The sequence below is a fragment of the Microcoleus sp. Pol17C6 genome, assembly GCF_036701145.1.
Taxonomy (GTDB): Bacteria; Cyanobacteriota; Cyanobacteriia; order Cyanobacteriales; family Microcoleaceae; genus Microcoleus.
This window is the reverse complement of the sequence record NZ_JAUBQH010000004.1, coordinates 142,724-169,174: the sequence shown is the minus strand read 5'-3', so window position 1 is coordinate 169,174 and position 26,451 is coordinate 142,724. Positions and strand designations below refer to the sequence as shown.

Sequence of the window (26,451 nt, the reverse complement as noted above, 5' to 3'; positions counted from 1 at the left end):
GTCAACAGTCAACCGTCAACCGTCAACAAACTGATTAAGCACTTCTCAATGCCACAATCGGGTCTAATTTAGCAGCTTGTTTTGCAGGTACGATGCCGAAAAATAAGCCGATGCTGCCGGAAACACCGACTGCAAGTGCGATCGCCACTGGGGAAACGCTAGCTTGCAGAGGAGTAAAAGCACCTACTAAAAGCACGCCGCCGATACCGAATCCAGTGCCGATCGCCCCGCCTGCCGCCGACAAAATCACAGACTCGATCATAAACTGAATTAAGATATCTTGCTGAGAAGCTCCGATCGCCTTTCTCAATCCTATTTCCTTCGTGCGTTCGGTAACAGAAACCAGCATGATATTCATAATCCCGATGCCGCCCACAAACAGCGAAATTGCTGCCACGAAAGCCAACATCAACGTCAAACCGCCAGTAATGCTGCCCAAAGTTTTCATTAACTCTTTCTGATTTCGGACTGTAAAATCATCTTCTTTAGTGATTTTATGACGCAATCTGAGTAGATTTTCTATTTGGAATTGGGCAGCTTGCATCATAGTTTCATCTTTGATGGCAACCGAAATAAATGTTACTTTTGTACCGTAGGGAGACGAGCGACCTACGATGCGATTTGCCATTGTTGTCAGCGGCAAATAAACATTCATATCTTGATTGTCGCCAAAACTTGAGCCTTTCGCCTGCATGACACCAATCACTTGAAAAGTCGAGTTTTTGATGCGAATGTATTGACCAAGTGGCTGTGTATTTCCAAATAATTGTTCGGCTGCTTCCGATCCTAAAGCAACCACATTTTCTTGTCTTTCTAAATCTAATTTGTTTAAAAAACGACCTTGACCAACATCAAAGCTTCTGACTGTCAGAAATTCTGGGGTAGTTCCGACAATGGAAGATGAGACATTTTTGTTGCGGTAGGTAACGATTTGACTATCATTGAGAGTTGGTGCGACTTCTTGGACAGAAGGAACTTGAGATGCGATCGCCTCTGCATCTTCCACTACTAAAGTCTGGGGCGGAATCACCGGCCGGCTTTGCGCTTCAGGACTGCCGGGAATAATAAATAGCAAGTTTGAACCCAGAGAGTTAACTTGTCCCTCGATAAATGTTTGAGCTCCTTCTCCGATACCGATCATCGAAATGACAGAAGCATTGCCTATGATAATTCCTAACATCGTCAAGGTGCTGCGAAGCTTGTTTGCCATCAAAGTTGTGACAGCCATTTTGACGCTTTCAACAATATCCATAATTCGATTTTAGATTTGGGATTTTAGATTTTAGATTAGGGAATTGGGATTATTGGTGTCAACTTAATATTTAAACCCATAATAAATGTCGCTTGTAGTCGAGTCTCGATCCCCCTAAATCCCCCTTAATAAGGGGGACTTTGAATACTCTTGTCCCCCCCTTATTAAGGGGTTTTAGGGGGGATATCGGGGTTGGAAAACACCCTAGAGCGCTCGATATAAATAATCCCCCATGCCCTATGCCCCATGCCCTATGCCCCATGCCCCATGCCCCATGCCCCATGCCCTATTTCTGATTCTTGATAATATCCTCCAGCTTTTTACCTTGAGGAAGTTCGGTAAAAACGCGATCTCCCGCTTTCGCACCCTCCAAAATCTGAATTTTGTTACCAATAGTCGAGCCAACGGTAACAGGTTTAAACTTCGGCTGTTGTTTCTCATCAGGAACCAGCACACCCGTTTGGCCTTTATTAGTCACAATTGCCACCGTCGGCACAACTAAAGCATTGCTCAACTTTTGACCGACAAATCTCAAATCTACATTCATCCCCGATTGCAGCGACTCTTTACCCGTATCGATCGCAACTCGCACTTGAAATAGCGTCACATCCCGTTCCTTAACAGCTTCCGGCGCAATTAACTTAACGCGGCCTTTAAACACTTTATCTGGATAAGCATCGGCGACTATTTCAACTTCTTGACCGGGTTTAATTTGACTGATATCAGCCTCCGGGACTTTCGCCAAAACTTCCACATCTCTAGCCAAAGCGACAATCGATGTCGAAGTTGCCGAAGTAGCTTCCGAGGCCGAAGTTGCCGGAGTTACAAAAGCTCCTTGGATGGCGTATCTTTGGGTAATAATTCCAGCAAAAGGAGCGCGAACTTTCGTATCTTCTAACTGCACTTCTTGAAAGCGGACTTGAGCTTGAGCTTCCTCTAATTCAGCTTGAGCTTGAGCTATTTCTTCCGGGCGAGAACCATTTTCTTGTGCTGCCAATTGGCTTTTTGCTTCAGCAACTGCTGCTTCGGCTTTGGCGATTTCTTCTGGACGGTTGCCGTTTTCTACTTGCGCTAATTTGCTTTTAGCTTCGGCAACTTCTGCTTCGGCTTTGGCAATTTCTTCGGATCGCGTGCCGTTTTGCAATTGGTTCAATGCTTGCTGCTCGACTTGCACAGCAGCTTGCAGTTGCTGAATTTGCGACAGCCGATTTTCTTGCAGTTGTTGCAGGCGTCTTTGAGATTCTATTAATTTAGCTTGGGCTGTACGATTTTCTTTAATTAATTCATCCAGTTTATCTTTAGCAAGAGCACCTTCTTCCACTAGCGGCCGATTGCGTTCCACCCGTTGAGCGGTTAGTTCGGCTTGGGCTTTACTCGAGTCAATTTGCGTTTGTGCTTGGGCAATTTCTTGTTTGACACTGCCGGTTTGAGCGTCTGCTAAACGAGCTTGAGCTTGGGCTAAACGAGCTCGCGCTTGGCTGACTTCTTCAACGCGGCTGCCGGCTCGCAGTCGCTGCAAGCCAGCTTGAGTTTGCTGCAAGCGGGCTCTGGCTCCTGCAACTTCTTCAACGCGGCTGCCGGCTTGGGCTTGCGCGAGACTGGCCTCGGCTTGATCTAAGCGCGCTCGGGCGCTGGCGATGTCTTCCGATCGATTCCCGGCTTCGATTTTTGCGAGTTTGGCTCGCACGCTGGCTTCGCGGGCTTTAGCTTGAGCTAGTTGAGCTTCTACATCGCGGCTTTCCATGCGAGCAACGATTTGTCCTGCTTCGACTTTATCGCCCTGTTCGACAAATAATTCTGCGATCCTGCCGGAGCCTTTGGGGCTGAGATTCACGCGCTGTACGGGCTGCACCGTCCCGCTGGACGTGATCCGCACCGTGAGGTCTTGCGCTTCCACCGGCACTGTCATAGTTGCGATCGCATCTACTTTGGGCTGCGATCGACTTTTTGCTACATATATAGTGGTCGGTACAGCTAGCAACCCGGCTGCAACCAACCCAATCGCCCACCGCTGCGGTTTGCGCGCGGGTTTCTTCGGAGACTGCTTTTGGGCGGTTTTATTATCTGCAATTTTGGTCTCTGCGGCCTTGGTGTCTAGAGTCTGAGAATCTTCCACTTTGACCTGAGCAGTTTCCTTTTTAGGGCTAACGATCATACCGACTCACCTAATTTAATCTCAGGATTACCTTAAAGGTAAAATTTTTGCTGATGCTTGGCATCGTCTTTCAGACTCATCCGATCGGGTGAATTTAAAAAAGTTCCCCAACCAGCACCTGTAAACAATTATAGCTAATCTTTGCAAGTTATTAAAAAATGTTAAGTTTTTTCAGCCTAAAGAGGTGGGATCAAACAGAATCGCTTCCGGTTGCTGCCAAAAAAAAATGTATTTTAGCAAAAAATATGATTTTTGGGATCTAGGAGCGCGCTCCTCACCAGCAAGAAAAGCCGATCTGGCAGCGGGCGATCGACCGTCACTAGGTAATTGCGGACTCGTGATAGCGATCGCAGCGGGATCTGCCAGTCCTAAGCTCGTAACGATACAGTATGGACACACTTAATTCTCATAAACCCAGTTTCACGGATAGCGGTGCGTAAGTCCTGAATACATATCCGCCCTGTGTCCACAACAGGTTAAAATATTTTTCAAATTCGTTAAAAATGGACAAAAAAAACAATGAATCGTCCTCAAAGCGTTACTGTTTTGGCAATATTGCAGCTAATTAGCGGCGTCTTCAGCCTCCTTGACGGCTTGTTCATCTTACTTTTTGCTGGCATTTTTGGCGGTCTTGGTGCGGCTTTCGGCGGGGCAAAAGTTGGCACGGTAATCGGTGGTTTCATTGCAATTTTTGCTGCGATAAGTTTTATTTTAGGCCTCCTCTCCTTACTCTTAACTTGGGGTTTGTTTCAACTCAAAAATTGGGCATGGACGGGAACGTTAATTGTCCATATCCTTGCCACCCTCACGCAAATTGTCAAAATGTTGGGCAGCGGCGGTACAGCAGTCAATTTTTTAACTCTGGGTTTTGCAGTGGCTAGCATTTACTACCTGCTGCGGCCGGATGTTAAACAAGCATTTCGTGTCTGATTTCCTTTTCATTAACGGTACTGAATTCTCGGATCGAAAAAAGCATAGGAAATATCAACCGCCAGATTAATCAGTACAAAAGTCACAGCCACAAAAATTACTCCTCCTTGGACAATTGGGTAATCCCGCGTCAGAATACCGCTATAAATCCAAGAACCAATTCCCGGCCACGAGAAAATCGTTTCAGTCAGAATAGCGCCACCTAAAAGAGTGCCGAACTGCAAACCGATAGTTGTGACGATCGGTAAAAACGCATTTTTCAAAGCGTGTTTCAAAATCACCCAATATTCCGGCAATCCCTTAGCCCTTGCAGTGCGGATGTAATCTTGAGAAAGCACTTCCAGCATCGCAGAACGAGTGATGCGAGCTATAATAGCCAGAGGAATAGTTCCTAAAGTCAAAGCTGGAAGGATTAAATGGGCGATCGCATCCCGCAAAGCCGCTAAATTCCACCTCAGCAAAGAATCCAAAATATAAACACCCGTAATCGACTTAAAACCAAACCCCAAATCTACACTAATCCGCCCGCTAGGAGGCAGCCATTTCAGATAAACAGCAAACAAATAAATCAATATCAATCCCAACCAATACACTGGCAAAGATACGCCAATTAACGAACCACTCATCGCGAGATTGTCCAGCCAGCTATTTTTCCGAACAGCCGCCAAAATTCCCGCCGGAATTCCGATAACAAGTGCCACCAACATCGCCACCACAGACAGTTCAAAAGTAGCAGGCCAGCGAATTCTAATTTCATCAATTATCGGAATACCGCTAATAATGCTATTTCCCAAATCAAAGCGGATCAAACTCCATAAAAAAGCCAAATATTGCAAAGGCAAAGGCTGATTCAAACCTAATCTCGCTCTCAAAATTTCCACCTGTTCGGGAGTTCCCCGTTCTCCCAAAAGCACTGTAGCTGGGTCTCCCGGTATCAAATGCAAAAAGATAAATACTAGCAGAGTGATTCCGAAAAGGACTGGCAATAGTCCCAGCAAACGTTTAGCAATATATTGAAACATCAGTTGAGCTCATTCACCTTGCAAATTTGCCAAAATCCGATCGACCGTTTCTTCTACCGTTAGATGGGTTGAATCCAGCCAGTAGCCAAGGCGAGGAGTTTCGGTACGGAGAATGCGATCGAAGGCATAAACCATTGTTTCGTTGGCATATCCGGTTTTCGTTCTGGCTGCATCCCGTGCAGCCAGAACTTCTGCATTGGGACACAGAACGATCGCGGACAACGGCACATCGTGGAAAGTGGCAAGTACCTCAGCCAGTGCCGAACCAATGATGATGTCTTGATAAACGACCGTAAAACCAGCCTGGAGGTAGTGTCGCGCTGCCATTGCTGCCAGGTGATACCGCAGTTGAAGCTGCTGATATGCCTCTGCTGACAAATTTAACGCCATTTCCGCCTGTCCATTCACAATCATGCGACGAAAGATATCGCCGCGAAGGTGGACACTTTTGGGCAACCGTTCGGCAAGTGATTGGGCCACACTTGATTTTCCGGCAGCCATGTTCCCGGTAATCAAAATAATTTGTGGCTGATGATTTGCAGGTTGCTGATTGCTCTCCATACCGTTTGTTAAGGTAAATTCATGTAAAGTATGATAACCCCGGAGAGGTGTCTCGATCTAAACTCTCAATTTTTGCTCATTTCCTCAAAAGACTCAGAACCCAAAGGACTCGGAATCCAACCTTGAATATTCTTGCGTTTCCCTAAAAGCGGCTGCGAATGTACGATCGGCAAACGCACAGCTTCCTCGTACAAAATCTCGCTAACTTCCGCATAAATTTTCGCCCTAGCTGCTTTATCCCCACTCGCCCTCCCCCGATCCAAAAGTTCCAGAACTTTCGGATTTTTCCAATTTCCCAAATCTCCCGTGGAACCAGGCCCGAAGTGAGGATAATAAAAATTGTCTGGATCGCCATAATCTCCAGTCCAACCCATCATAAAAGCTTGAAAGCCGGGAGGTTTGAGCCGATCGGCTAAATAAGCAGACCAATCCTTTGTCAGCAATTTTACCCGAATCCCGATCGCGCTCAAATCCGCCGCCAAAGCCTCAGCGATCGGCTTCGGCGTGGGAAAATAGGGACGGCTGACGGGCATATACCACAAATCCAAATCAAAACCGTTCGGATAACCGGCTTTTGCGAGAATTGCTTTAGCTTGCTGCGGGTTAAATTCATAATCTTTAACTCGATCGGACGCCGCCCAATTCAGGGCAGGCGGGATAAATTGCGAATCATGTTTTCCGAGTTCTCCCCAGAAAGCTTGGACTATTGCTGGCTTGTTAATTGTTTGGGCGATCGCCCGCCTGACTTCGGGTTTTGACAAAGGTTCGTAACTCGGATTTAACGCTAAATAACCGACATTAAAAGAAGGTCGCACAACAGCTTCTAAATTAGGATCTCCCTGAACCTCTTTCAGTTGATCCGGCGTTAAATCCACAGTAAAATCAAGTTGACCAGCTCGCAACTGAGCCAGTCTCGCCGCCGGATCGTCAACAAAACGAATTACCAATTGATTGACTTTTGGCGTGCCAGTTTTCCAATAATTCGGATTTTTCTCTAAAACAATGCGATCGCCCGATCGCCATTCCTTAAACACAAAAGGCCCCGTACCCACCGCCAGCGACCCCGGAGTGCCGTAGTTAGCACCCGCTTTTTTCACCGCCGTCGGACTCGCCATCCCGAAATAACCAGACCCAATCGCCGAGGGAAAAGCAGCAAAAGGTTGATTTAAAACAAACTTAATTGTAAACTTATCAACAACTGCCACATCTTTTACCAGGGAATTTTTATCTCCCTTAAAACCACCAAAAAAATTCTTCCAAATTGGATAAGTTTTGCCAGATTCTCGATAACCGTTAGGATTGTTCGCATCCCACCAGCGATCCACATTAAACTTTACAGATTCCGCATCAAAATCCGTACCGTCGTGAAACTTTACCCCCGAACGCAACTTAAAAGTCCAAGTTTTACCATCTTTAGAACTTGACCATTCAGTAGCCAGACTCGGTTCAAGTTCCACAGTTCCCGGTTTAAAATCAGTCAAGCGATTGTAAATTTGGTCGATAACAATCACCGAATTACCATCAGTAATATTTCCCGGTTCCAGATTGACCGGCTGCCCCCCCGCACCGTAAACCAAAGCCCCGGCCGGAACCGCAGCAGGAGTTGTCCGAGTTGGAGAATTATTGCTAACCGTGTTTGAGGGCGTGCCGCAATTTGATAAAATTACAGCCATCCCAAAAACTAGACTTAATAAAACTAAACGCCAGGGTTTTAACAATCTCATTTCCATCGCTCCGGTTTAATAGAAAATTGTACTCATATCAATAAATTTCTAATGTGCTCTTTCTCTCACCTCTGTAGTTTCTGCCTTCTCGGCAGTTCATTTAGTAAATTCTATATTAAAAGCTAATCTCAACTAACAAACCAAATATAGCAGCCTGATGATATCATGCCGGAGGGAAAAATCTCAACCCACACCTTTACATTAGACGACGCAAGCAGCATGAAAGCTAACTTTGGCGCCCCAGCTAGAGCGGTCATTCGGTTTTCGGTTTTAGATTTTAGATTTTAGATTTTAGATTTACTCCATGAATCTGGGGGGATAATCTCATATTTGTAAAAACACTTGTTATGGCTCGTTTCTTCTTCCTCTTTCCTTCTGCCTCCTGCCTCAAAACTCCACTTTCTAGCTTAGCTGCTTTCATTGAGATGCTTCCAATCTGGGAGCTTGAACTAATAAATCGCAGAGTGCGTAAGCACCCTGCGATTCACTCAAAACTACTCGTCAATTACTGCGGTTTTTGACCGTTTTGCATCCGGTTTTTAGCATTTTGCCGGCGCTGCTGCATCATTTGAGCTAATTGGCTGCGCTGTTCGGCAGTGAGCACTTCTCGCATTGCGAGTGTAATTTCAAATTGCACCTCTTCAAACTGCTGTCTCAATCCCATTATTTGACGGTGTTTTTCACGGATTTCGCTGGCATTTGCTGTGCCGGACATCATCGTGTCCAATTCTTGTCTGGCTTGGCGGACTGCTTGCATCCGCTGGGAAACTTGGTCTTTGTAGCGATCGCGAACTGCCTGCATTTGCTGCTTTTGGTCTGCGCTTAAATTAAGTTTCTCGAACATCCCACCTTCCCTGCCACCTGGTCGATTGGGACGCTGATTTTGTGCAAGTGTTTGGGGTTCTAGGGGATTAGGAACTGCTATTGCTGCTGCTGTGCTACCGAGAGTCAGCATTAAAACGGCTAGGGCAGAAATACGACGAATTGACATGAAGATTGCCTCTTTGATATTACTTATTTGTTGGCGGTTCACTGTCAGCACCCTGGCTGAAAGTCAACCAGTCTGTTTGTGAGCGATCGGTCATATTTTCTTGGGGAGAATCATGCAGTACGCCCTCCCAGTTAGTAACTAAAAATGCTTCTAACTGAGCTGTTTCCTTATCTGGCAATTGTGCAGTCTCAAACGGACGGTAGCCCGACCAAAAAACTAGCAGGGTAGCAGCAATCGCAGACGATAAAGCCCACTTAGAAACAGAGGATATTTTTAACCTGTCATCAGACTTAGCTGAGGCACTGGCTCGCGTTTTTTGGCGGTGGGTTTCATGGAAAACACTCGCCTGATTACTTTCGATGGCTGCTAGAATTTTTTGCTCTAAATCTGGTACAGCTTCAGGAATATTGGGGCGATGTCGCTTCAAGAAATTAACTAACTCTTGGTCGCTGCTTGGGTTATTCATAGCTCGCTGACACCTTCTTTTTGCAAAAATTGCCGCACAGCATTTCGGGCATAAAACACGCGAGATTTGACGGTTCCTGCAGGCAGTCCCAAAATTTGGGCTACTTCTTTTTGCGGGATGTCTTCTAAGTCGTGCAGCACCAAAACGCTGCGGTGTTCAAAGCTCAATTGATCCAGTCCCCGCTGCACTAAATCTTGATAGTGCAACTGCATCAAGTCCGATGTGTTATCTTTGACAATAACCCGATCCATTGTTTCTTGATTTTTGAGTTGGGAGTCAAAAGAATGCTGTTTAGCAAATGCTTGTCTTTGGTCGGAAGCCACATTCCAAGTGATTCGATAAAGCCAAGTAGAAAAGTTTTCCTGGTGCTTGAGTTTGGGCAATCCTTTCCACACTCGCAGAAATACTTCTTGTGCTAAATCGTCAAGAAGTGACGGGCCGCAGAGTTGGTAAAGGGTTGACCTGACTTTGTGTTGGTAGCGTTTGTAAAGGTAGCGAAAGCAAGTGCGATCGCCCTTTAGACACTCAGCAACTAAGTCGGAGTCGGAACAGTCATCGGTTAAAACATTGGCTGGCACACCTAACACCTGTGAAGTCTCCCTCACCAGTTCGTTATCTGAAGTGTTTAGACAGGACAGCTCTAAAAAAGGTTCAAATTATTTAAAATATTATTTTGAGCATTAATCCGTCTGGGGCGGAAAACTGCACCAAGGTCAGTAACAGGCTTTCCGGCCTCTTCCAAAACCAATACAGCAGATTGTGGGTCGTGGGTCTGAACAAGTTCTCCGACCCGTTCTACAAAAATTTAATTTTTTTGTGGGGCGTATGGTTGGCTGTGGCGGCAAGTCCCAAATATAAATTCTAACTATTTACAGCTTTTTTCCAATAAGTATAAGTTTCTAAACCAATACTTTCTTTGTCTTCATTATAAATCTCATCTAAACACTTGAAAAGAGCTAAAGCGTAATTTTTCAATCCCAACTCGGTCAAACTTGTAAGAATCCTAGTCAGCCGCAAGTAATTGTGATTAAATTTTTCAATCCACTCTCTTTTTCTTGAGAAATATTCGGCGGATTTGGCAATTACAATTTCTGCGTTGTCCCCTTCGTGGCATTCCAATCCGTAAAACGCCAGCATGACTTTGAACGAATGGAGTAAGCGATTTGTCAACTCTTCACTTGTTCTAAAAGCTTGAATCACATCATTATTTAAAGTAGGAGCAGTGGAATTAAAGCGACTCTTTTCCCTCAGCGGAAACAGCCATTGAATGTAATTATGCACAGATTCCAGCTTCTGGTAATCCCACGACCAAATATTCTCGATCGCCCGACCTTGTGAATCAGGCTGCTGACCGAGATAGAATGCTAAAATTTTGTTTTGTTTGGTTAAATCACTCATTAATCTGCTATACAAAACATCAAAACAATGATATTCAGTCGGTTAAAAGCGACTTTAGCTATTAGCCAGGGGTTTAAACCCCTGGCTGCTTCCCCCGCTTTACCGCAAAGTAACAAACTCTTCAGCAGTCGATGGGTGAATGCCAATAGTCGCGTCGAAGTCTTTCTTCGTAGCTCCCATATTAACAGCGATCGCCATTCCTTGAATGATCTCGCCCGCGTCTTTCCCCACCATGTGCACGCCCAAAACTCTGTCAGTATTAGTCTCAACAATTAACTTGACAAAAGTTTTCTCGTCTGCACCTGTCAAAGCGTGAAACATCGGTCGAAACTTGGCTGTGTAGCACTTAATTGAGTCGGGAAACTTTGCTCTAGCCTGCACTTCGTTTAAGCCGACTGTAGCAGCTTCCGGCTGGGAAAATACCGCTGACGGCACATTTTCGTGAGTGATTGCTCTCGGATTGTTGCCAAATTCAGTATCTGCAAAAGCGCGTCCTTCGGCGATCGCAATTGGCGTTAAATTGATGCGGTTGGTGCAATCTCCCACTGCAAAAATGTGCGGCTGACTGGTGCGGCTGTCTTTGGTAACTGCGATCGCACCTTTATCTGTTTCTACTCCCGCATTTTCTAAACCCAATTTTTCTAAATTAGGCTGACGCCCGGTAGCGCACAACAGCGCGTCTACTATTAGCGTTCCTTCGGATGTCCCCGACAGAGTTAATTTTAAGCCTTCTGGGGTTTTCTCAATGTGGTTGATCGAGCTTTCTGTCAAAATGTTTATTCCGTGCTTAATCATGCCTTCTTGCACGTTGGTGCGAATTTCTGTGTCAAATTCGTTCAAAATTAAGTCGCGGCGGATGATTTGAGTTACTTGGCTCCCCAATCCGTTCATAATGCAAGCAAATTCGACGCCGATGTAGCCGCCGCCCCAAATTGCCAGCCGTTTTGGCTGCTCTTTTAGGAGGAATATTTCGCGAGAGGTAATCGCGTGTTCGATGCCGACAATTGGGACTCTTTGCGCTTCTCCGCCGACTGCAATTAAGATTTTGGCTGCGGTAAATTTCTTGTCACCAACTTCGACGGTGTGGGGATCAATAAATTTGGCGTATCCTGAGATTAATTCGACTCCGGCTTTTTCGAGGAAGCTGATGTGCAGTTTGCTCAGCCGCCGCACTTCTGCGTCTACGGTGGTGATGAGTTTTTCCCAATCAAAGCTGCTTTCTACTGGACTCCAACCGTAGCCCACCGCATCTTCATAAAGGTGCGAAAATGTTGAGGCGTACACCATGAGTTTTTTGGGGACACAGCCGCGAATTACGCAGGTTCCGCCTACTAAGTCATTTTCGGCGATCGCCACTTTTGCGCCGTAGGATGCTGCTCGCTTGGAGCTCGCCAATCCGCCGGAACCCGCACCTATCACAAACAAGTCGTAGTCGTATGTCATAATTGTCTGTACCTTTTTATCGCCAACTTACCAATTTTACGCTTTACTTTTCTTAATGATATCTCAAAAATTTTTTGTTTTTTTTGGGGTCAACTACTTTACTTTTTGCCCTTAACCAGGTATTATTAAATAATAGAAATCTGTGCGTTAATATAAAATTGCTTACACTCCCATTATTAGACTATAACACAAGCGAACGACAAGAAACATATAAAAATGTAACTATTTTGCAACCGCCACCAACAAGGAAAGAGCTAATTGTCGATCGCTCGTTATAGCCGAGTCGAACTCCGGTAAATCCCTGTAAAAAAGCGAAACTTTGATGATATTCCCGATTTTTAAGGGGTAGTAGGGGGCAACAATCAGGCGGGCTCAGGGCTAATCGCAGCGCAGCGACAGAAAACTGATACTACCCTAACCTATCGGAGCAATCACGGGAGATTACTCTACTGTTTTTGATAATTTCATAAATCCTTGATAATTGCTATATTATAAACATAAATTTATTCTAGGGCTAGCTGTATGATTGATTGGCTGGTACTCTGGGGAGTGACGCAAGGAGTCGGCATTCTCGTCAAACCCATCTTAGAAGAGTTGGCAGTAGATGGCGCGAAGGAGTTTGCTAAAGATGTTTTTTATTCCGTGAAAAACGTCATATTTAGCGAAAAAGACCCGCGAAAAGTCGCAGCGGGCAAAGCGATCAAAAAGTTTTTGGATTTGGTGGAACAGCAGTTGAAAATTGGCGGACTTTCCCCAGAGAAAAGAAAGCTGTATATTAAAGATGTTAAACAGTTTATCAATAACAAGTCTGTTAAGGAAATTTTGGGCAAGGCTTTTGAGAGCGCTCGCAAATCTCTCGATGCAAAACTTCTCGAACAAACTTGGACTCAACTAAATTTAACTTCTTTGCCGCCAAGATTTAAATGGCAAACCATCGCTAATCAGTATCTCGCAGAAGTTCAAGAAATTCTCTTTGACTCAAAAGAGTTGCGCGATATCTTGAATGCTCAAAATCTCGATAGCATTCAGAAACATACTCAAGAAACGGCGGGGATTATTCCCGATTTTGACTTGAGGCAATATCAAGAAGCTTTGTGCGAGCGTTACAGCAATCTCAATTTAAGCAGCGTCGAGCCCAATACCTACTATTATCGGGAAAAGCTGAAGGTTTGGGAAATCTTTATTTTCCAAGATGTGCGCTCGATTTACGAATCCTTTGTGCCGCAAGCTTACGAAATTCCTAAAGAACATCAACGGCGGCTGCAAGACAGCAATCAATTAGACGCGCTCGATATAGAAAATTTAGAGAAATATCGGCGCGGTTATTTTTCTCAGCCGATCGTATCCGTGTTAGATGTTATCAATAACAAGCAAAAGTATCCCTACATTGTTATTTTAGGCGATCCGGGTTCTGGCAAGTCTACTCTATTACAATATTTAGCCTTAAACTGGGCGATCTCGCCCTTAAATAGCGTGACATCTCTGCCGATTCCGCTGCTAATAGAATTGCGGACTTACATTCGCAGCGGGGAATCAGGACATTGCAAGAATTTCCTGGAATTTTTTCATCAAAGTCCGGGCTCAATTTGTCACTTGAATCAGCATCAATTGCAGGAACAGCTTAAAGCAGGCGACGCTGTGGTGATGTTCGACGGGTTAGATGAAATTTTCGAGACCGGGAAACGAGATGATGTAATTACGGCGATTCATCGGTTTACCAATGAGTATCCCCGCGTGCGAGCGATTGTCACGTCTCGGATTATTGGTTACAAACCTCAACGGTTGCAAGATGCAGGGTTTCATCACTTTATTCTCCAAGATTTGAACGCGGAACAAATTCAGGATTTTCTTCGCCGCTGGCACGAATTAACTTTTACTGATGCTGTGGAAAAAGCGCGAATTCGCGATCGCATGGAAAGAGCATTAGCGTATTCATCAACGATTCGAGATTTAGCGGGTAATCCGTTATTGTTGACGATTATGGTGATTTTAAATCGCGCACAAGAATTGCCTAGAGACAGGGCGGAACTTTACAATCAAGCTTCGCGGGTATTGCTTTATCAATGGGATGTGGAAAGGTCGTTAGTAGAGGATAGCAGGCTCGATCCGAAAACCATTCATGCTAAAGATAAGCAAGAAATGCTGCGGCGAGTCGCTTACAAAATGCAAGCAGCACCTGAAGGGTTGGCTGGCAATATTATTAGTGCGGAAGATTTGGAGGAGATCCTGACAGCATATCTGAAGAATAAAGATTTCGATCGACCGAAAGAGCGGGCAAAGTTGATAATTAACCAACTGCGAACTCGCAACTTTATTTTATGTTATTTGGGTGCGGATAGTTACGGATTTGTCCATCGAAGTTTTTTGGAATATTTCTGTGCGTCGGAGGTTGTCTATCGATTTGAAAAAAAGCGCAAACTTTCTTTAGAAGAGTTAAAAATAGAAATTTTTGGCAAGCACTGGGATGATGAATCTTGGCAGGAAGTTTTATGCTTGATTGCGGGATTGATAGATGGACAGTTTACAGGGAAATTGATTGAGTTTCTGATGCTGCAGGATGGGGAAGCCCAAAAGTTCCGCAATCTGTTTTTGGCGGCGAAGTGTTTGGATGAGGTGAAGGATAGAAAGGTGATTGCTGCGGTTGAGAGTCAATTGCTGGAACGCTTAAAAAAGTTAACAAAGTATGACCTCAATCACTATCGTTTTCGTTATACAAAAAATATCAATCTAGTTAGAAAAATTCGCACTCAAGCAGTAGCAGCAGTAACAGCAACTTGGAAAGATGACCCGGAAACCTTACCTTGGCTCAAACAACGCGCTCAATCAGACCATAATTGCGATGTGCGACGTGCAGCAGTCCAAGAAATAGCACGGGGGTGGAAAGATGACCCCGAAACCTTACCTCTACTCAAACAATTCGCTCAATCACATGATGATTCAGATGTGCGCTCTTCAGTAGTCCAAGAATTAGCACGGGGGTGGAAAGATAACCCCGAAACCTTACCTATCCTCAAACAATGCGCTCAATGTGACGATAATTCGGATGTGCGCTATTCAGCAGTCCAAGAATTAGTACGGGGGTGGAAAGATGATCCCGAAACCTTACCTTGGCTCAAACAACGCGCTCAATCAGACGATAATTGGGATGTGCGACGTGCAGCAGTCGAAGAAATAGCACGGGGGTGGAAAGATGATCCCGAAATCTTACCTTGGCTCAAACAACGCGCTCAATCAGACGATAATTGGCATGTGCGATATGCAGCAGTCCAAGAATTAGCACGGGGGTGGAAAGATGACCCCGAAACCTTACTTATCCTCAAACAACGCGCTCAATCAGACGATAATCGGCCTGTGCGATATGCAGCAGTCCAAGAATTAGTACGAGGGTGGAAAGATGACCCCGAAACCTTACCTCTCCTCAAACAACGCGCTCAATCAGACGATAATCCGCCTGTGCGATATGTAGCAGTCCAAGAATTAGTGCGGGGGTGGAAAGATGACCCCGAAACCTTACTTATCCTCAAACAACGTGCTCAATCTGACGATAATTCAAATGTGCGACGTGCAGCAGTCCAAGAATTAGCACGGGGGTGGAAAGATGACCCCGAAACCTTACCTCTACTTAAACAATTCGCTCAATCAGATGATGATTCAGATGTGCGCTCTTCAGTAGTCCAAGAATTAGCACGGGGGTGGAAAGATAACCCCGAAACCTTACCTATCCTCAAACAATGCGCTCAATCTGACGATAATTCAAATGTGCGACGTGCAGTAGTCCAAGAATTAGCACGGGGGTGGAAAGATGACCCCGAAACCTTACCTATCCTCAAACAATGCGCTCAATCTGACGAGGATTCGGATGTGCGACGTGCAGCATTCCAAGAATTGGCACGGGGGTGGAAAGATGAACCAGAGATATTTGAATGGTTGTGCGATATAGCTATCAATCATCCTTTTGAACGCAAGTCCAAATTCCAAAATAATCCCAGACAAACAGCACTTAAAATTCTGCTCAAGCAATACCCCGAGCGCTCAAAAACTTTAGAAATACTTCGCGATCGATTTGCCAACGCTCCAGATGGACAACTCTCCCTGTTTCCCAAGGAAAAGTTGAGCGAATTAGATAAGCTGTGAGAGAAACACAAAAAGCAGAAAGAAAATATGACTGTAGCTACTAATATCCCCAAAGCTTATGCAGAAATAATTAATTTTTTTTCGACGGCCACACTTCCCACAGCATTATCAACTTTCAACTCTCGGAGGAAGCAAAAGAGCATATCCTCGACCTAATTTATGCCCACAATAATCAAGGCTTGACCCGCGCTGGAAAAAGCAAATTAGATAACTATCTAGTGCTAGAACATCAGATGACTCTCATCAAACAACTCACAAACACGTCCTTAAAGATTTAGTTTTTTTATATCTCGTCAATTAGCGTCCAAACGATCGCCCTCCCACCCGCCAAAACCGATAAGAAGTGTTAAGTTAGTAGTTAGTTGTGTCGATCGCACAGAAAAAAAATGCCTGAACTACAAACCGATACATACCAAGACCTCGACCCGCAAGTCCTCTCAAAGCCCGTTGTTGTCGGTCTGGAAGAGGTAACGAAAGTTTACGGGATTGGCGACCTGGAAGTTCGCGCCTTAAACGGCGTCAGCTTGACGGTAAGACAAGGAGAATATTGCTCGATTATGGGCGCGTCGGGTTCCGGCAAATCTACAGCTATGAATATTATCGGCTGTCTCGATCGACCTACGAGCGGCAGTTACTACTTAGACGGCGTAGATGTCGCCCAAATGCCCGAATCAGAATTAGCCGGAATTCGCAATTTAAAATTAGGTTTTGTCTTCCAACAATTTCACCTATTGCCTCAACTGACAGCATTAGAAAATGTCATGTTACCGATGGTTTATGCCGGCATTCCCGCAGCAGAAAGACGCGAACGGGGAGTAGAGGCTTTAACAAAAGTAGGCCTGGAAAGTCGCCTGCAAAACAGACCGAATCAACTATCAGGAGGACAGCAGCAGCGGGTAGCTATCGCCAGGGCTATTGTCAACCGTCCCGTGTTGTTGCTGGCTGACGAACCTACAGGTGCATTGGATACAAAAACTACTCAAGAAGTAATGGATATTTTTACAGAATTCAATGAAAATGGCATGACTGTTGTTATGGTAACGCACGAACCCGAAGTGGCGCGCCAAACTCGCCGCGTTGTCTGGTTCCGCGACGGTAAAGTTATTCACAACAATCTCAACCCCGAAGAGCTTTCACACGCTGTATTTTAGTATAAGAGTCCGCGAAAAGCGAAAAGAAAATTGGGCGATTGAAATCGCTTCTAGACAAACGAAGTCCGCCTACGCGGACTGAAGAATTAAGAGAGTATCAGTCCTATGCAAGAGGACTTTAGCTATTAGACAGGGGTTTTCAACCCCTGGCGGACTAATAGACAAAACACCCGATATCTGCTTAATGAAAAGCACTCGGAAAAGCTTCCCAAACTCGATCGACAAAATCTCTAAGTTGCCGAGATGCGATCGCACCATCCTTTTTCTCAGCATCCAGAGAGTGCAACTCCGTCAATAGTGAAATTACCTCAGTATCTAAAGCCGCCCGAAACAAGCTCAGCGGCCAAAGCAAATCAGCACCATCTCGCAAATCGGATAAAGTGTATTCTGTCGGTGAATCCTTCCCCGACACCGATACAACTAACATCAAAGGGCGCACCCAACAAACTTGACGTGCCTCAACCACTTGAATTACCTCGGAATGCAGGCACGCATCTCCACATTCTAAACTGACAATTTGACCAGGCTTAAAGTTCAAAGCACAACCCATTAATGCTCACACTTAATACAGACATAACCAAGCAAAATAAGTGGTGCAGCTCTCGACAGCACCATAAAACATTATATCATAATTCCTTCTTCCTTCTTCCGACTGCCCTCGGACTGACATCCGTTACATCCGTTACATAATCCTTTGCCGAACTTCCTTCTTCTCAACTTTCATCAAGCTTTTTAAGATCCATTTCGAGCTGGGCACTCAACAATCGTGCTTCTTTTTTACCACCGCCACCATTGGCATAATCCGCCACGGAAATCGGAGAACCGATCGCAATTTTTACCTGAGCACCCCATTGAGGAATGCGCGGGCGATAGCGGATACTCATCGGTACAATTTTCACCCCCAAACCCGGTTTGCTCAACTCTGCTTGCATTGCCAAACGCGCCAATCCCGGCTTAATCGGATGAACTTCGCCATCCTGAAAAATGCCGCCTTCGGGAAAAATCACCAACATTTCCTTGTCGAGGAGTAGTTCCACCCCATAACGGAGACTGCCAATTGCCGGATGCTTGAGATCTACAGCAAACCCCCCCAAATGTCTGATGAACCAACCTTGCACTCCTTTGACCTCATCAGCAGTAACCATAAACCGCAAATCGCGTCCAGTCACCTTCTGTCCCGTTGAATAGGGCATCATCAGGGCATCCCACCGCGAGCGGTGCGTAGGGGCTAAGATGACAGGCCCGTCTTTCGGCAAGTGCTCCTGTCCGGTTATCTCAATCTTGCCAAAATGAAACGGTAGGACAACATAGTGACCTAGCGGATAGAGCAAGGAGGTTAACCAAGGAGAAACGCGAGAGGTATTAGATGCTACCTTGGCAGGCATTGGCTTCACTAGAGATGATTTACTGGACTCAACGGCGATCGTGGCGGTGTGGGGCATAGCAATTAAGCTGCTCTCTCGAGATCTCAAGTCTAAAGTAAGTGATTGGACAAATCTTTAGTTTTTGGGTCGGGACAGTTTTGCTATTGGCCTTGTACCGATCGAGCGATCGCGCCCGCAAGAGATAATCTCTAACAGATAAAACCTCAGCCAACCGGACAGCACCAATACAAAGTAGTCGGCCGCCTGGAAAGCTCGATCGGGCAATTACGGATCTATTATTCCAGCTAAAGGGTCAAGTTCGATTAAACATCGCCCAGAATAGAGTAAAAAATTTTACCTGTTAATTTTTCCGGCGCGCTTCAAACCAAGAAAGCAACTGATCGCGGCAAACAGACTCCATAATACCGCCGAGTACCTCTAAGCGGTGACACGAATGCGCGCTGTCTGGAATATTAGCCGCAGTCCGAATCGTGCCAGTTTTCGGGTCATCTGCTCCGTATATCAGCAGACCAATCCGAGCTTGGACGATCGCACCCGCGCACATCGGGCAAGGTTCCAGCGTTACGTAGAGCGTGCATTGGTTAAGATGCCAGTCTTGCAAAACTTGGCCGGCCGCCCGCAAAGCTAAGATTTCAGCGTGAGCAGTCGGATCGCAGTCTCGCTCTCGCCGATTTTGCGCTTCGGCAATCAATTTGCCAGTACCGTCAACAATGGCAGCACCCACAGGTACTTCACCTGCATCACCGGCTGCTTGTGCGAGTTCCACAGCTCTAGTCATCCAGCGTTTGTGAATAAAATAAGTAGTATCACTAATAGACAACGGCTCAGCTTTACAATTCACGTCATACCTAAGTAACAGAAAAACTTAAGATCGATAAAGAAAGTTCCATCACAGCTTAATCGAAAGTCTTTAATTATGGACACCACTACGATTACAACTGAAATTGTTGAGCTGTTGTGCCGCATTAGCCGGCAAAAGCTGCGCGAACAAGATATCACTCCTTTGGTAGTGTTTCTGACTGCTCTGATTTCCATCCTGCGCGGAGTGATGATTATTGACAGGACGATCGCAGTTGAAGAAGAAGAACGGCTGCAAAAGACTCTCAAAGCCTTTGCCAGCGGCGACCGCGATCGGGTAGAACTAATTCAGCGCCTTGTCAAAGGAATCTCCAAACAGCAGGTTTACTTCAACCCCACGGAATTGCTAACCCTGACAGCTTTGTTCTCAGAATCTGAAAAACTGTTGCTTATCGGTTCCGGCTACGAAATGTCAGCAGCCGACGGGCACATCGACCTGCGGGAGCAAATGTACTTACAGTCGATCGCAAATCGGCTCGGCCTCGACTCCAGACACATTGCAGTCCTAGACACTTTATTTACTAAAGAAGGAACCCTCGACTCAGAAGCTTTTGGCGAAGTTCAAGCTTTACTCGATCCCAGCGAATTCGAGTCCCGCGATCCAGTATTTGGCAAAGCAGCAAAGCACTTGCTGAGTATTTTACTCCGCAAATAATCCAGCGCATATAAATTTTGGGGCAGTAACAGTAGTGACAGAGGAGTTCGAGGATTTGACGCTGTGTCCATTTGAAATGGGAATTGGGCGCTCTTACCCTCAAAAACCGGGTTGTTTAACCCCTACCAAGAGCGCTGCACGGAGTATGTTGGTGAAAAACCTGGTTTCGGCCTAACTCCCGCTTTATTTTTTGGGCAAGAGTCGATCGACCCTTGTATCCCATTGAACCGAATGCCTCTAAAATCTAAAAGCGACTTGTCGCTGCCTTGATTGACTCAGCTCAATCTCAAATCTCAAATTGATTGATTATGCAAATTGAATGGCAAACCGCCAAAACCTACGAAGACATTCTCTATCACAAAAGTGGCGGCACCGCCAAAATTACCATCAATCGACCTCAGAAACGGAACGCTTTCCGTCCCAAAACCGTGCTGGAACTGTGCGATGCCTTTACTGATGCCCGCGAAGACACCAAAATCGGCGTTGTCCTGTTCACAGGTGCGGGGCCTCATACAGACGGCAAATACGCCTTTTGCGCCGGCGGCGACCAAAGCGTGCGGGGTTCGGCGGGATATGTAGACGAAGGTGGCATACCCCGGTTGAACGTACTCGACTTGCAGAAGTTGATTCGCTCTATGCCCAAAGTTGTAATTGCTTTAGTTGCAGGCTACGCAATAGGAGGCGGTCACGTTCTGCACTTAATTTGCGACTTGACGATCGCTGCTGACAATGCTATTTTCGGACAGACCGGCCCCAAAGTCGGCAGTTTCGACGGTGGTTTCGGAGCTAGCTATCTCGCCAGAGTTGTCGGCCAGAAAAAAGCCCGAGAAATTTGGTTTTTGTGTCGCCAGTACAGCGCGCAGCAAGCCCTAGAAATGGGTTTAGTCAACTGCGTCGTGCCCGTCGAACAACTAGAAATAGAAGGGATTCAGTGGGCTGCGGAAATTCTCGAAAAAAGTCCGATCGCGATTCGCTGCTTGAAATCCGCTTTTAATGCCGACTGCGACGGTCAAGCCGGTTTGCAAGAACTGGCGGGAAATGCCACTTTGCTGTACTATATGACCGAAGAAGGCGCCGAAGGCAAACAAGCCTTTTTAGAAAAACGGCAACCTGATTTTAGTCAATATCCTTGGCTGCCATAGCTGGATGGAGAAATCAGTTTTTTTATGCGCTCATATTAAAGTAGATGCTGCTGATTTTTCTGAGTTAGTAAAGCCAAATGCACCCGATCGTCCAAAAGTGTCAGTAGTGATACCAGTTCCCAAAAAGAATGAAACTGCTTTGTCAGATCCAAACCATGATAATGATCAGTGATTCCCCAATCGAAAATGGTATGACCTATCCTGCTGCCGACTAACTAAACCGAGACTGCTGCTGCCGATTTTTCGGTTAACGTTGTGCCTGTAAGCTGGCAGGCATGGCGATCGGAAAAAGTGACGGTGGCATCCTGCAGCGTCAGAGTCGATTCTTGCCACATTCCAATTTCTTCTATGTTTTCCCAAGATGACCTAAAAGGCGAAACCGCTAAAGCACAAGCTTTCCAGTGACTTTGAACCGGGCCGCCTAGTAAAGCGCAAACACCTCCGCGTCTGCCTTCAGGGGTATAGTGACGGCAGTGACCACAAGCTGAAGTTAAAGGTGAAGTTAAGGAGGTTTGCATAAAAGTTCTTAGGGAAATCATTTTCATCTCTAATTCTCCTTTGTAGAGCTAGCAGGTTTTAGAGCATCCCAACCTTTATGCTGTCTGGGTTGTAGCGATCCCCGAAGTATAATTAAATTTTATAATTTATTTATAATCTCGTTATATATAGAAACAATTAGCTCCGTGCTTGCTCATTGTATAGGTAAAAACACAGGTTAAAAGTTTATAAAGCAGTTAGGGATCAAGAAAAAGTACAAATGCCCAACGAGTATGAGAGGTTACAAATAAGCGGTAGCTTAGAATACAAAAATTGGCTGAGAGTGTCGGTAAGCAGCCTCTGGGAAAGAGGAACAATTCAGTTTTCCAATGAAAATGAAAAATAGCTGCCGGCGATCGACAGCAGGCGATCGAGCCCCTGTTGCATTGACGCCAAAAGTAGCTAATCATAAAATAGGCAAGTTTTCAAGCTTCTTGTTTATATCTACAATCAAAAGATTCAAATTAATTCAGAGGCGGTAGGAGTTGTGCTAATGAGTAAGCGTTCTTCGGTGGAATCCCCAAATCATCAATCCTCTTCAACCCCAATCAAGCCTGCTTTGCAAGCAGTCCTGGGGAGTCTAGATGTAAACCTAGAAGCAGAACTGACAACATACAGAAGGCACAGGCGGCGGGCCGAACAGTGGGTGTCGCCCTCAGTTCGTACCGGCAAGCAAACAGCCACAACCGAGCAACAGCTAGCCCAAAATTTGGCGCCGGAGACTGCGGAAGAAACCCAGCAGCCGCTATCGCTGCCCCTATCCCTTGCCGGCACTCAGGGCGATGCCCCGCTAGCAACTACCAGGGGTGGCACAAAATTATCTAGCAGTGCTTTCGCACCCAACAATTATCTCGAATCAAGCGAAAAACTGATCGAAAGTTTGGACGAGTCAAAAGCTGAGCCTACGGTAGAACGCAGTTTAGCCGCCAGTTTGTTAACTCCCTTGGGACTGAGTTCGATGCTGCTATTTTTGCTGTCGTGCACAGCTTTGGGCTACGCAGTCATGTACCCGTCAAATCTGGTTAAGATGGCAGGCCTGAACCGTTTCCTCGATCGCAATGCACCCTCTTCAAGCGACAGTCCCGCCTCTACTGCCATCTCAGATACCAGCACCAAGGAACTGCCGAAAGCTCCAAATCTGGTATCCAAGGAATTTGTCGAGCTAGATTTGAGCACTCTCAGCAATGTTAAGCCGACAGTCAGCCCGATTCCTTCCCCCTCACCAAAAGCATCAATTCCGCCAACCCCTCCAGCGCCTCCAGGCCCCAGCGGGGTTGTGCCGATTCCTACAGAAGACGGCAACCCCCCCAGAGGCAGGGAACAAGGACTCAACAATCTGAGTACGGCTTTGCTTCCCACTCCCAGCCCTAGCGCTGCCCAGCCTGTGCCGACACTGCCAACACTGCCTCCAACACCATCCCCAGCCCAGCCTGCCGCCACATCCCCGGCGACAGCATCCCCAGCCCAGCCTGCCGCCACATCCCCGGCGACAGCATCCCCAGCCGCCGCATCCCCGCTGGGAAGGCCTGCACGGGCGGCAGACGGTTTCTATTACGTTGTCACCGATTACACCGACGAAAAATCACTGCAGCAAGCCAGAACCGCAGTGCCCGATGCCTACGTGCGGAACTTCTCAAAGGGTGTCAAGATCCAAATGGGGGCTTTGAACGATCCTGCCTCAGCAGAACGTTTGGTGAAAGAACTCCAAGAAAAAGGGGTGAAGCCACAATACTATCAACCATAAATTAGGCAAAGACAATTAAACTAATGATCGGGGAGTAGGTTGGGCCGAGGCACGAACCTTCGGTTTCGCTTAACCCAACATTTGCTCAGTTTTGATGGGTAATGCTCGCGCCCTACCCATCTTAAAAATAATCATGACGACCTAACTTAGAGGAAATTAAAATTTCAAAATTAAAAATTAAAAAGACGATTGAGGAGTTTTCATTTTTAGTTTTTAATTCTGATTTCTCTGTCTTAATTCTAAAGTTGAAAATCGGGAGACTGGCAAAATGGGATTATTCGATCGCCTATGGCGAGTGATTCGAGCCAATATTAACAGTTTGGTCGGGGCAGCAGAAGACCCAGAAAAAATTCTGGAACAGGCTGTAATGGATATGCAGGAAGATTTAGTGCAGCTCAGACAAGCTGTGGCAGGAGCGATTGCAGCTCAAAAACGCACTGAACGCCAGTGCTCTCAAGCTGAGTCTACAGCAGCAGAATGGCATCAGCGGGCGCAGCTAGCTTTGCAAAAAGGCGAGGAAAATTTGGCGCGAGAAGCTCTGACCCGCAAGAAATCTTATCAAGAAACGGCAACGGCGATGAAAGCCAGTCTCGGGCAACAGAACGCTGTTGTGACTAAACTAAAAGAAAATATGCGGGCGCTCGAAAGTAAAATTTCCGAGGCCAAATCTAAAAAAGATATGTACATTGCCCGAGCTCGATCGGCCGCATCCTCGGAAAGACTTCAAGAAATGATGGGCAATCTCAGTACCGGCAGTGCTTTGAGCGCGTTTGAACGGATGGAAGAGAAAGTCATGCAGCTAGAAGCTCGCTCCGAAGCAATCGCAGAACTCGGAACTAATGATTTAGAAAAGAAGTTTCTCTCTCTCGAAGGTGCCGACGATGTGGATACCGAGTTGGCGGCAATGAAAGCACAAATGCTTCCGGGCAACAATACACCCAAATTGCCGTCGAGCGAGCCACCCGCATCCTGAACCCCAGGCAACAGAACAAGAGTCAGAACGAGCAAAAACTTCTCAACAGCCTAGCTAGAGATGGCTCGAAGCCTGTTGGGGAATTCCCGGATCGACGTTAAACTCAATAGATATGTGCATGAATAAGCTTGCCTGCATCACATTACTCGATCGCTTTAAACTGGATTTATCTGTCTGCAAAAATTGCCAAAAACTAAATCGCACTAAAAATCTGACAAGAGTGAATTTCACAACTGCGGGCTAGGGCTATCAAGCCTGCTTTCCGCCTACTTCGTACACCTCACCCAGGAAAAATAGCATTATGGGATTATTTGACCGCATTAGCCGAGTCGTCAAAGCCAATCTTAACGATCTGGTCAACAAAGCTGAAGACCCGGAAAAGATTTTAGAACAGTCTGTTACGGATATGCAGGAAGACTTGGTGCAGTTGCGTCAGGCCGTTGCCAGCGCGATCGCTACTCAAAAGCGCACCCAGACTCAGTACAATCAAGCTGAATCTCAGTCTAACCAGTGGCAGCAGCGCGCTCAGCTAGCCCTGCAAAAAGGAGACGAGACTTTGGCCCGGGAAGCGCTGGTTCGCAAAAAGTCTCACGCTGAAACGGCGGCTACGCTGAAAGCCAGTCTGGATCAGCAATCGGCTCAGGTGGAAAGTCTCAAGCGCAACTTGATCGGTTTGGAGAGCAAAATTTCCGAAGCTAAGACTAAGAAGGATATGCTCAAGGCGAGGATATCCGCTGCTAAAGCTCAGGAACAGCTCAACAATACCATTGGCACATTGAATACTGGCAGTTCAATGGCAGCTTTCGATCGCATGGAAGAAAAAGTTTTGCAGATTGAAGCTCGCGCGGGAGCTTCGGCAGAATTGGCCGCCGGCGGCAGCAATTTAGAGGAACAGTTCCGCTTGCTCGAAAGCGGCGGTGATGTTGACGACGAGTTGGCTCAGATGAAAGCTCAACTGACCGGGGGTTCTGTGTCTCAAGGTCAATTGCCGGCAGCGGGTAAAACGGCAGCAGCTAGTAGCTCGGAGTCGAGCCCGGTGATTGACGCTGAGTTGGAAGAATTGCGATCGCAGCTCAATAAAATGTAGTAATCTGTATCAAAATTTACCTATTTCTCAAATCGCAGGTTTGATAGAATGCTCCGCCGACCTACAGGGCTAGCTTGGGAGGTCGGAGTTTTTTTTAGTCATTTTTGAATACACAAAACATAGTTATTGTCAACCATCTTTATATTGACTTAAGGAATTAAGTGTTTAAAAAGTGATAGAGTAATTTTATTCCTTGCAAGACGGCTAGCTTGGGAGGTCGGAGTGTTGTTAGTTTTATACATAAAATAGGACTGCTGTCAACTATCTTTATATTGACTTAATAAATAAACTTTTTCTAAAGTGATATAGTAATTTTATTCCTTGCAATTGCGCCGGCCGCGCCCGAGCGTAAGTGTAAATAACTATCAAATATGGCTAATCTGTCATGCCCGTGCAATTTTCTAGAGGCTTTTGTAAAATCAAGTTTTTCAAGGCATTAGCACTTGGTTTCTCAATTGCAGCTATTTGCCCCGCACTGCTATCAGCTCTAAGTGTTAGCGAGTCGATGGTTGCTACCGACTCAGGGGTGCAAGCGCCAATTTTGCAGGATAATTTACTGTCTCAATTAAAACTAAATAAAGAAACAGCAGACGATCACGATCGGCTTCGTGATTTATACTCGGGTTCAGAATTAGATAGAGGCAGTAAAGAGCAAGAAAATAGCATCCCGGAGTTCGATCAATTGACCCAAAGCGAGGCGCCAGAAACTCTCCCTCAATTGCCGAATCGAGGAGAAAACAGACACGAATTTCCGATTCCTAACCCGCGGCTGTCAAATCCGGCTCGCCTCCCGTAACCCGCGCCACCACCGCTCTTGCTTTCAGCCGCACAGCTTTTGCCGAC

The 26,451-nt window shown here is 46.1% G+C and carries 24 protein-coding genes; 9 read left to right on the top strand and 15 right to left on the bottom strand.

Annotation, left to right across the window (positions count from 1 at the left end; translation table 11 throughout):
- Nucleotides 1-34 precede the first annotated feature (34 nt).
- Nucleotides 35-1,252: an ABC transporter permease gene (locus QUA25_RS03870; protein WP_333035719.1), complete on the bottom strand. Its 1,218-nt coding sequence runs from the start codon at nt 1,250-1,252 to the stop codon at nt 35-37.
- A gap of 286 nt (nt 1,253-1,538) precedes the next feature.
- Nucleotides 1,539-3,407 (bottom strand): efflux RND transporter periplasmic adaptor subunit, encoded by a 1,869-nt coding sequence (locus tag QUA25_RS03865; RefSeq protein WP_333035718.1) that lies wholly within the window; start codon nt 3,405-3,407, stop codon nt 1,539-1,541.
- A 519-nt stretch (nt 3,408-3,926) separates the two neighbouring features.
- Here QUA25_RS03865 and QUA25_RS03860 point away from each other — a divergent pair.
- Nucleotides 3,927-4,337 (top strand): hypothetical protein, encoded by a 411-nt coding sequence (locus QUA25_RS03860; RefSeq protein ID WP_333035717.1) that lies wholly within the window; start codon nt 3,927-3,929, stop codon nt 4,335-4,337.
- 11 nt (nt 4,338-4,348) lie between these two features.
- On the opposite strand, the gene QUA25_RS03855 is transcribed toward QUA25_RS03860, so the two are convergent.
- From QUA25_RS03855 to gor, 8 genes are all read right to left on the bottom strand, one after another.
- Nucleotides 4,349-5,359 (bottom strand): ABC transporter permease, encoded by a 1,011-nt coding sequence (locus QUA25_RS03855; protein WP_333035716.1) that lies wholly within the window; start codon nt 5,357-5,359, stop codon nt 4,349-4,351.
- A 9-nt stretch (nt 5,360-5,368) separates the two neighbouring features.
- Nucleotides 5,369-5,920: an AAA family ATPase gene (locus QUA25_RS03850; protein ID WP_333035715.1), complete on the bottom strand. Its 552-nt coding sequence runs from the start codon at nt 5,918-5,920 to the stop codon at nt 5,369-5,371.
- A 65-nt stretch (nt 5,921-5,985) separates the two neighbouring features.
- A complete protein-coding gene (locus QUA25_RS03845) occupies nt 5,986-7,644 on the bottom strand; it encodes an ABC transporter substrate-binding protein (RefSeq protein ID WP_333035713.1) in 1,659 nt (552 codons plus the stop codon).
- A 505-nt stretch (nt 7,645-8,149) separates the two neighbouring features.
- Nucleotides 8,150-8,635 (bottom strand): Spy/CpxP family protein refolding chaperone, encoded by a 486-nt coding sequence (locus tag QUA25_RS03840; protein ID WP_333035712.1) that lies wholly within the window; start codon nt 8,633-8,635, stop codon nt 8,150-8,152.
- 19 nt (nt 8,636-8,654) lie between these two features.
- Nucleotides 8,655-9,101, bottom strand: a complete 447-nt coding sequence (locus tag QUA25_RS03835) for a hypothetical protein (protein ID WP_333035710.1) — start codon at nt 9,099-9,101, stop codon at nt 8,655-8,657.
- Nucleotides 9,098-9,688: a sigma-70 family RNA polymerase sigma factor gene (locus QUA25_RS03830; protein ID WP_333035709.1), complete on the bottom strand. Its 591-nt coding sequence runs from the start codon at nt 9,686-9,688 to the stop codon at nt 9,098-9,100. The genes QUA25_RS03835 and QUA25_RS03830 overlap by 4 nt, the downstream gene beginning before the upstream one ends.
- Nucleotides 9,689-9,962: 274 nt before the next feature.
- On the bottom strand, nt 9,963-10,499 hold the full coding sequence (locus QUA25_RS03825; protein WP_333035708.1) for an opioid growth factor receptor-related protein: 537 nt from the start codon (nt 10,497-10,499) through the stop codon (nt 9,963-9,965).
- A gap of 99 nt (nt 10,500-10,598) precedes the next feature.
- Nucleotides 10,599-11,942 carry a glutathione-disulfide reductase gene (gene gor, locus QUA25_RS03820; RefSeq protein WP_333035706.1) on the bottom strand — a complete coding sequence of 448 codons (1,344 nt, stop codon included), beginning with the start codon at nt 11,940-11,942 and terminating at the stop codon, nt 10,599-10,601.
- Nucleotides 11,943-12,464: 522 nt separating this feature from the next.
- Between gor and QUA25_RS03815 the strand changes: the two genes are divergently transcribed.
- Nucleotides 12,465-16,076 (top strand): HEAT repeat domain-containing protein, encoded by a 3,612-nt coding sequence (locus QUA25_RS03815; protein ID WP_333035705.1) that lies wholly within the window; start codon nt 12,465-12,467, stop codon nt 16,074-16,076.
- A gap of 386 nt (nt 16,077-16,462) precedes the next feature.
- Nucleotides 16,463-17,227 carry an ABC transporter ATP-binding protein gene (locus QUA25_RS03810; RefSeq protein WP_333035704.1) on the top strand — a complete coding sequence of 255 codons (765 nt, stop codon included), beginning with the start codon at nt 16,463-16,465 and terminating at the stop codon, nt 17,225-17,227.
- 181 nt (nt 17,228-17,408) lie between these two features.
- On the opposite strand, the gene QUA25_RS03805 is transcribed toward QUA25_RS03810, so the two are convergent.
- The 3 genes from QUA25_RS03805 to tadA form a co-directional block, all read right to left on the bottom strand.
- On the bottom strand, nt 17,409-17,777 hold the full coding sequence (locus QUA25_RS03805; RefSeq protein WP_333035703.1) for a hypothetical protein: 369 nt from the start codon (nt 17,775-17,777) through the stop codon (nt 17,409-17,411).
- Between the two features lie 163 nt (nt 17,778-17,940).
- Entirely contained in the window at nt 17,941-18,669 is a 729-nt protein-coding gene (locus tag QUA25_RS03800) for a lysophospholipid acyltransferase family protein (protein ID WP_333035702.1), read from the bottom strand.
- Between the two features lie 283 nt (nt 18,670-18,952).
- On the bottom strand, nt 18,953-19,453 hold the full coding sequence (gene tadA, locus QUA25_RS03795) for a tRNA adenosine(34) deaminase TadA (protein ID WP_333035701.1): 501 nt from the start codon (nt 19,451-19,453) through the stop codon (nt 18,953-18,955).
- 75 nt (nt 19,454-19,528) lie between these two features.
- Between tadA and QUA25_RS03790 the strand changes: the two genes are divergently transcribed.
- Together QUA25_RS03790 and menB are read left to right on the top strand one after the other, a co-directional pair.
- Nucleotides 19,529-20,125, top strand: a complete 597-nt coding sequence (locus tag QUA25_RS03790; RefSeq protein WP_333035698.1) for a TerB family tellurite resistance protein — start codon at nt 19,529-19,531, stop codon at nt 20,123-20,125.
- 308 nt (nt 20,126-20,433) lie between these two features.
- Nucleotides 20,434-21,267 (top strand): 1,4-dihydroxy-2-naphthoyl-CoA synthase, encoded by an 834-nt coding sequence (gene menB, locus QUA25_RS03785; protein ID WP_333035757.1) that lies wholly within the window; start codon nt 20,434-20,436, stop codon nt 21,265-21,267.
- Between the two features lie 215 nt (nt 21,268-21,482).
- Here menB and QUA25_RS03780 read toward each other — a convergent pair whose 3' ends face one another.
- Nucleotides 21,483-21,785 carry a hypothetical protein gene (locus QUA25_RS03780; protein ID WP_333035696.1) on the bottom strand — a complete coding sequence of 101 codons (303 nt, stop codon included), beginning with the start codon at nt 21,783-21,785 and terminating at the stop codon, nt 21,483-21,485.
- Between the two features lie 512 nt (nt 21,786-22,297).
- On the opposite strand from QUA25_RS03780, the gene QUA25_RS03775 reads away from it, so the two are divergent.
- Nucleotides 22,298-23,548: an SPOR domain-containing protein gene (locus QUA25_RS03775; protein ID WP_333035695.1), complete on the top strand. Its 1,251-nt coding sequence runs from the start codon at nt 22,298-22,300 to the stop codon at nt 23,546-23,548.
- Nucleotides 23,549-23,816: 268 nt separating this feature from the next.
- Nucleotides 23,817-24,521, top strand: coding sequence for a PspA/IM30 family protein (locus QUA25_RS03770; protein ID WP_333035694.1), 705 nt, complete (start codon nt 23,817-23,819; stop codon nt 24,519-24,521).
- A 54-nt stretch (nt 24,522-24,575) separates the two neighbouring features.
- On the opposite strand, the gene QUA25_RS03765 is transcribed toward QUA25_RS03770, so the two are convergent.
- Entirely contained in the window at nt 24,576-24,752 is a 177-nt protein-coding gene (locus tag QUA25_RS03765; protein WP_333035693.1) for a hypothetical protein, read from the bottom strand.
- Between the two features lie 70 nt (nt 24,753-24,822).
- Here QUA25_RS03765 and QUA25_RS03760 point away from each other — a divergent pair, with 70 nt between their 5' ends.
- Together QUA25_RS03760 and QUA25_RS03755 are read left to right on the top strand one after the other, a co-directional pair.
- Entirely contained in the window at nt 24,823-25,608 is a 786-nt protein-coding gene (locus tag QUA25_RS03760) for a PspA/IM30 family protein (RefSeq protein ID WP_006635936.1), read from the top strand.
- Between the two features lie 385 nt (nt 25,609-25,993).
- Nucleotides 25,994-26,404, top strand: coding sequence for a hypothetical protein (locus tag QUA25_RS03755; protein ID WP_333035692.1), 411 nt, complete (start codon nt 25,994-25,996; stop codon nt 26,402-26,404).
- Nucleotides 26,405-26,451: the final 47 nt, after the last annotated feature.

Coding starts and splice junctions, on each gene's coding strand:
- QUA25_RS03870 (WP_333035719.1), bottom strand. CDS start 1,252: ATGGATATTGTTGAAAGCGTCAAAATGGCTGTCACAACTTTGATGGCA.
- QUA25_RS03865 (WP_333035718.1), bottom strand. CDS start 3,407: ATGATCGTTAGCCCTAAAAAGGAAACTGCTCAGGTCAAAGTGGAAGAT.
- QUA25_RS03860 (WP_333035717.1), top strand. CDS start 3,927: ATGAATCGTCCTCAAAGCGTTACTGTTTTGGCAATATTGCAGCTAATT.
- QUA25_RS03855 (WP_333035716.1), bottom strand. CDS start 5,359: ATGTTTCAATATATTGCTAAACGTTTGCTGGGACTATTGCCAGTCCTT.
- QUA25_RS03850 (WP_333035715.1), bottom strand. CDS start 5,920: ATGGAGAGCAATCAGCAACCTGCAAATCATCAGCCACAAATTATTTTG.
- QUA25_RS03845 (WP_333035713.1), bottom strand. CDS start 7,644: ATGAGATTGTTAAAACCCTGGCGTTTAGTTTTATTAAGTCTAGTTTTT.
- QUA25_RS03840 (WP_333035712.1), bottom strand. CDS start 8,635: ATGTCAATTCGTCGTATTTCTGCCCTAGCCGTTTTAATGCTGACTCTC.
- QUA25_RS03835 (WP_333035710.1), bottom strand. CDS start 9,101: ATGAATAACCCAAGCAGCGACCAAGAGTTAGTTAATTTCTTGAAGCGA.
- QUA25_RS03825 (WP_333035708.1), bottom strand. CDS start 10,499: ATGAGTGATTTAACCAAACAAAACAAAATTTTAGCATTCTATCTCGGT.
- gor (WP_333035706.1), bottom strand. CDS start 11,942: ATGACATACGACTACGACTTGTTTGTGATAGGTGCGGGTTCCGGCGGA.
- QUA25_RS03815 (WP_333035705.1), top strand. CDS start 12,465: ATGATTGATTGGCTGGTACTCTGGGGAGTGACGCAAGGAGTCGGCATT.
- QUA25_RS03810 (WP_333035704.1), top strand. CDS start 16,463: ATGCCTGAACTACAAACCGATACATACCAAGACCTCGACCCGCAAGTC.
- QUA25_RS03805 (WP_333035703.1), bottom strand. CDS start 17,777: ATGGGTTGTGCTTTGAACTTTAAGCCTGGTCAAATTGTCAGTTTAGAA.
- QUA25_RS03800 (WP_333035702.1), bottom strand. CDS start 18,669: ATGCCCCACACCGCCACGATCGCCGTTGAGTCCAGTAAATCATCTCTA.
- QUA25_RS03790 (WP_333035698.1), top strand. CDS start 19,529: ATGGACACCACTACGATTACAACTGAAATTGTTGAGCTGTTGTGCCGC.
- menB (WP_333035757.1), top strand. CDS start 20,434: ATGCAAATTGAATGGCAAACCGCCAAAACCTACGAAGACATTCTCTAT.
- QUA25_RS03780 (WP_333035696.1), bottom strand. CDS start 21,785: ATGCAAACCTCCTTAACTTCACCTTTAACTTCAGCTTGTGGTCACTGC.
- QUA25_RS03775 (WP_333035695.1), top strand. CDS start 22,298: ATGAGTAAGCGTTCTTCGGTGGAATCCCCAAATCATCAATCCTCTTCA.
- QUA25_RS03770 (WP_333035694.1), top strand. CDS start 23,817: ATGGGATTATTCGATCGCCTATGGCGAGTGATTCGAGCCAATATTAAC.
- QUA25_RS03760 (WP_006635936.1), top strand. CDS start 24,823: ATGGGATTATTTGACCGCATTAGCCGAGTCGTCAAAGCCAATCTTAAC.
- QUA25_RS03755 (WP_333035692.1), top strand. CDS start 25,994: ATGCCCGTGCAATTTTCTAGAGGCTTTTGTAAAATCAAGTTTTTCAAG.